Here is a 4,272-nt window from a genome sequence, read left to right as displayed (position 1 = left end):
TCCTTGGGGCTCGTGATCGTGGATTACCTGCAGCTGATGAGCTTTGGCGGTCGTCAGACGGACAACCGCCAACAGGAGGTTTCCGAGATATCCCGCATGTTGAAAGGGGTCGCACGCGAGTTGGCCTGCCCCGTCATCGCCCTCTCCCAGCTGTCGCGCGAAACGGAGAAACGTCCCGACAAGAAGCCGATGCTCTCGGACCTCCGGGATTCGGGGGCCATCGAGCAGGACGCGGACACGGTGATGTTCCTCTATCGAAGGGACTACTACGAGGAAACCCAGCCGGGGGTTGACAGCGAGGCTCAGCTGACCCTGGCCAAGAACCGAAATGGGCCGACGGACACGATCACCCTCGTCTTTCAAAGGGAGATCACGCGCTTTCGTAGCTGGAAGGGTTAAGGAAAGGGGACCGGTCGCTGGCCGGTCCCCTTCCTTGCAGCTTGCCGTGGGCGTGTGCTCCCTGTATCGGCCGCCCGGCCGTCAGCTCGGAGCTCCGATTACGAAAAACAACCGATTGCGGCCCTAGAGCCTTTCTCTATAATATTGGTCATTATTGGTCAGGAATTAAGGGGCCTGCGAGCCCCTTAACCAGGACGATAAAGTTAAGAATATATCCTTCATGGGGAGGTTATAGGTATGGACTTCAATAAATTGACGACGAAGAGCCAGTCTGCCTTGGCGGCCGCGCAGGACATTGCGGCGGCCCGAAGCCACCAGCAGGTGGACGTGGAGCACCTTATGCTGGCGCTCTTGCAGGACGCGGAGGGGCTGATCCCACGCATGCTTCGCCGCATGGAAGTGGACCCCAAGGTGCTGGAGAAGCTCGTTTCCGACGAGGTAGCCCGTATGCCGCGCGTTTCGGGCAGCGGGGCGGAGCCGGGAAAGGTCTACGTGACCCCGCGGCTCAACAGGCTCCTTGTCGCCGCAGAGGAGCGCGCGAAGGCGCTTAAAGACGAGTACGTTTCCGTCGAGCACCTGTTCCTTGCGATGTTGGACGAGGGGACGAACACCAATCTGGGGCGCGTCCTGAATCGCCTGGGCATCACGGAGGATCGCTTCTTGAAGGCGTTGACGGAGGTCCGCGGCTCTCAGCGGGTGCAGAGCGCGGACCCCGAAGCCACCTACGAGGCCCTCGCCAAGTACGGGCGCGACCTGGTGGCTGCGGCGCGGGAGGGGAAGCTGGACCCGGTGATCGGGCGTGACGAGGAGGTGAGTCGCGTCATCCGCATCCTGAGCCGCAAGACGAAGAACAACCCCGTGCTGATCGGTGACCCCGGAGTTGGTAAGACGGCCATCGTGGAGGGGCTGGCGCAGCGCATCGTGCGCGGAGATGTGCCGGAGGGACTGAAGGACCGGACGGTCTTTGCCCTGGACATGGGGTCGCTGGTCGCCGGGGCCAAGTTCCGCGGCGAGTTTGAGGAGCGGCTGAAGGCCGTCTTGAACGAGGTGAAGCAGAGCGAGGGGCGCATCGTCCTGTTCATCGACGAGCTGCACACCATCGTCGGGGCTGGTGCGGCAGAGGGCGCCGTGGACGCGGGCAACATGCTGAAGCCCATGCTGGCGCGGGGCGAGCTGCACTGCATCGGGGCGACGACCGTCGATGAGTACCGAAAGTACATCGAGAAGGACGCGGCCCTGGCACGGCGGTTCCAGCCCGTGACCGTGGAGCAGCCCGACGTGGAGGACACGATCTCCATCCTGCGCGGCATCCGCGAGAAGCTTCAGGTCCACCACGGCGTGCGCATCCGCGACAACGCGCTGGTGGCGGCAGCGGTCCTCTCGAACCGCTACATCACGAACCGCTTTTTGCCCGACAAGGCCATCGACCTGGTGGACGAGGCCTGTGCCATGATCCGGACGGAGATCGACTCTTTGCCGTCCGAGCTGGACGCGGCCAGCCGGCGCGTGATGCAGCTTGAAATCGAGGAAACGGCCCTGAAGCGCGAGCAGGACGCGGCCTCCCAGGAGCGCCTCAAGGTGCTGCAGAAGGAGCTGCAGGAGGCCCGCACCGAAGCGGACGCCCTCCGTGCCCAGTACGAGGCGGAGAAGAAGAGCATCGTGGGCATCCGCCAGCTGCGCAGCCAGATCGACGAGGTGAAGGCCGAGATCGAGAGGGCCGAGCATCAGTACGACCTCAACCGGGTGGCGGAGCTTCGCTACGGCAAGCTGCAGAAGCTGGAGGAGGAGCTGAAGGCCCGCGAGGCGGAGAAGGAGGGGCAGAACGCCCCCGGAAGCCTCCTGCGCGAGGAGGTCACGGAGGACGAGATCGCGGATATCGTCAGCCGCTGGACGGGTATCCCTGTGACGAAGCTCCTGGAGGGGGAGCGGGAGAAGCTCCTGAAGCTGGACGAGGTCCTCCACAGGAGGGTCGTCGGACAGGACGAGGCCGTTCAGCTGGTGGCGGACGCCGTGCTGCGCGCGCGGAGCGGCATCCGGGACCCGCGCCGGCCCATCGGCTCCTTCATCTTCCTGGGGCCCACCGGCGTCGGCAAGACGGAGCTGGCCAAGACCCTGGCGGAGGCGCTGTTCGACAGCGAGGAGAACATCATCCGCATCGACATGTCCGAGTACATGGAAAAGCACTCCGTGTCGCGCCTCGTGGGGGCGCCTCCCGGCTACGTGGGGTATGACGAGGGCGGGCAGCTGACGGAGGCCGTGAGGCGGCGTCCCTATTCCGTCATCCTGTTCGACGAGATCGAGAAGGCCCATCCGGACGTGTTCAACATCCTGCTTCAGGTCCTGGACGACGGGCGCATCACGGACAGCCACGGCCGCGTGGTGGACTTCAAGAACACCGTGATCATCATGACCAGCAACATCGGGTCGAGCGCCCTGCTGGAGGGCATCACAGCGGACGGCAACATCTCGGAGAGCGCGAGGAAGGAAGTGATGAACGCGCTGCGCGGCGCGTTCCGTCCCGAGTTCCTGAACCGCGTGGACGACATCGTCTTCTTCAAGCCGCTGACCCGCGACGAAGTCCGTCAGATCGTCCGGCTTCTCCTCGGACACCTGGAGGAACGGCTGGCCGACAGGCAGATCGCGCTGCACTTCAGCGATGAGGCGGTGAACTTCATCGGGGAGGCGGGGTACGATTCCGTCTACGGCGCGCGTCCGCTCAAGCGGTACATCACGCACAACGTGGAAACGAAGCTGGCGCGGGCCCTCATCGCCGGAGGCATTCGGGACCACTCCAAGGTCGAGGTCGGCCTGAAGGACGGAGAGCTCACCTTCTCCTTTGCGGACAAATAGGGATGGGGTTAAAAGCGGGCGGCAGACTGGATGAACGGCTGCCGCCCGCTCCGCGTTCGGCGGGGAAATCCCTACCGGAAGACCTTCACGCGCAGGGAAACGTCCTCCTTCTCTTTGGCCTCCGGCTGAGCCGCGATCCCTCCAAAGGGCATCTGCGCCAACAGGACCCACGACGTCGGAAGGCCGAACAACGCTCTGACCCTGGAATCGATGACGGGGTTGTAGTGCTGAATGTTGGCCCCCACGTTCCGTTCCCGAAGGGCCGCCCACAGGGATATCTGCAGCATGCCGTTCGCCTGGTTCGCCCAGGTGGGGAAGTTCTCGGCATAGGCTGGGAACCGTTCCTGCAGAGCCTTGACGACGTCCTGGTCGTAGAAGTATAGGATGGTGCCCGCAGCGGCCTTGAATCCGTCGATCTTTCCCCGTTCGACCTTGCCGCCGAAAGCGTCGTAGATCGCCTCCCAGAGCGCGTCCTGCATCTTGCCGAGGGCCACGGCGACTCGGGCGCTCCTCATGTTGAAGGCGTCCGGGACGAGTTCGGTCACCTGTCGGATCAGGTCCTCGACCTCCGATTCCGGGATCGGCAGGTCCCTGTTGAGCGCGTAAATGCTCCGACGGTTTGTCAGCGTCTGGATCATGTTCATGGCTGTTCTCCTTTGCATCGCATAAATTAAAGAAAATCCCTGCTCCTGTTGTCCGCCGCGAACGACACGCCCAGGCCCGTTGGCCTCTTTTCGCCCACCTCCCTTGCTCCCCTTTGCGGGGCCAAGGATATCCTTCCGACACGCTTTTAATATGAAGCGGGGATTTTGTCAAGTAATGTCAAAAGTTGTAAGGGAAACAAAAGCGAAACTGTGAAAACTCACAAGCCCGCCCCAGGCTACCATGGGCGTATCTGGATCAGCTCCAAACGCGGTTAGTTTTTCTGCCACAGGGGGATCTGCGTGCCGTGCTTTTCCGTTTTGAATGCTAGATTGTCAAGCTAAAAGCAACAGGCAAATTGAAAAAAGGCCTCATTAGGGG

The 4,272-nt window shown here is 62.7% G+C and carries 3 protein-coding genes; 2 read left to right on the top strand and 1 reads right to left on the bottom strand.

The window, feature by feature from the left end; all coding sequences use genetic code 11:
- Both Q0629_RS08275 and clpB read left to right on the top strand, forming a co-directional pair.
- A partial coding sequence (locus Q0629_RS08275; RefSeq protein WP_298781282.1) for a DnaB-like helicase C-terminal domain-containing protein occupies nt 1-399 on the top strand: 399 nt, incomplete at its 5' end.
- A gap of 237 nt (nt 400-636) precedes the next feature.
- Entirely contained in the window at nt 637-3,249 is a 2,613-nt protein-coding gene (clpB, locus tag Q0629_RS08270; protein ID WP_298781280.1) for an ATP-dependent chaperone ClpB, read from the top strand.
- Nucleotides 3,250-3,320: 71 nt separating this feature from the next.
- Here clpB and Q0629_RS08265 read toward each other — a convergent pair whose 3' ends face one another.
- Nucleotides 3,321-3,893, bottom strand: a complete 573-nt coding sequence (locus Q0629_RS08265; RefSeq protein WP_298781277.1) for a nitroreductase family protein — start codon at nt 3,891-3,893, stop codon at nt 3,321-3,323.
- Between the last annotated feature and the right edge of the window lie 379 nt (nt 3,894-4,272).

Origin of the sequence: uncultured Fretibacterium sp., from assembly GCF_938030725.1 — a bacterium.
Classification (GTDB): Bacteria; Synergistota; Synergistia; order Synergistales; family Aminobacteriaceae; genus Fretibacterium.
Note: the sequence above shows the minus strand (reverse complement) of the source record. Positions and strands in the feature narration are given on the sequence as shown.

Excerpts from the sequence above, each read along its gene's own strand:
- clpB (WP_298781280.1), top strand. The coding sequence starts at position 637 with ATGGACTTCAATAAATTGACGACGAAGAGCCAGTCTGCCTTGGCGGCC.
- Q0629_RS08265 (WP_298781277.1), bottom strand. The coding sequence starts at position 3,893 with ATGAACATGATCCAGACGCTGACAAACCGTCGGAGCATTTACGCGCTC.